The 394-nt window shown below is 51.3% G+C and carries 1 rRNA gene; it reads left to right on the forward strand.

Annotated features, from left to right (window positions below):
* A 23S ribosomal RNA gene (locus tag AC1DKR_RS21335) occupies window positions 1-394 on the forward strand; the annotation flags it as partial.

Genomic DNA, 394 nt, shown 5'->3' on the forward strand with positions numbered 1-394 from the left:
TAGCTCACTAGTCGAGTCGGCCTGCGCGGAAGATGTAACGGGGCTCAAACCATACACCGAAGCTACGGGTATCACTTAGGTGATGCGGTAGAGGAGCGTTCTGTAAGCCTGTGAAGGTGAGTTGAGAAGCTTGCTGGAGGTATCAGAAGTGCGAATGCTGACATGAGTAACGACAATGGGTGTGAAAAACACCCACGCCGAAAGACCAAGGTTTCCTGCGCAACGTTAATCGACGCAGGGTTAGTCGGTCCCTAAGGCGAGGCTGAAAAGCGTAGTCGATGGAAAACAGGTTAATATTCCTGTACTTCTGGTTATTGCGATGGAGGGACGGAGAAGGCTAGGCCAGCTTGGCGTTGGTTGTCCAAGTTTAAGGTGGTAGGCTGGAATCTTAGGT

The sequence above is a fragment of the Stenotrophomonas sp. 01N47 genome (assembly GCF_056399165.1).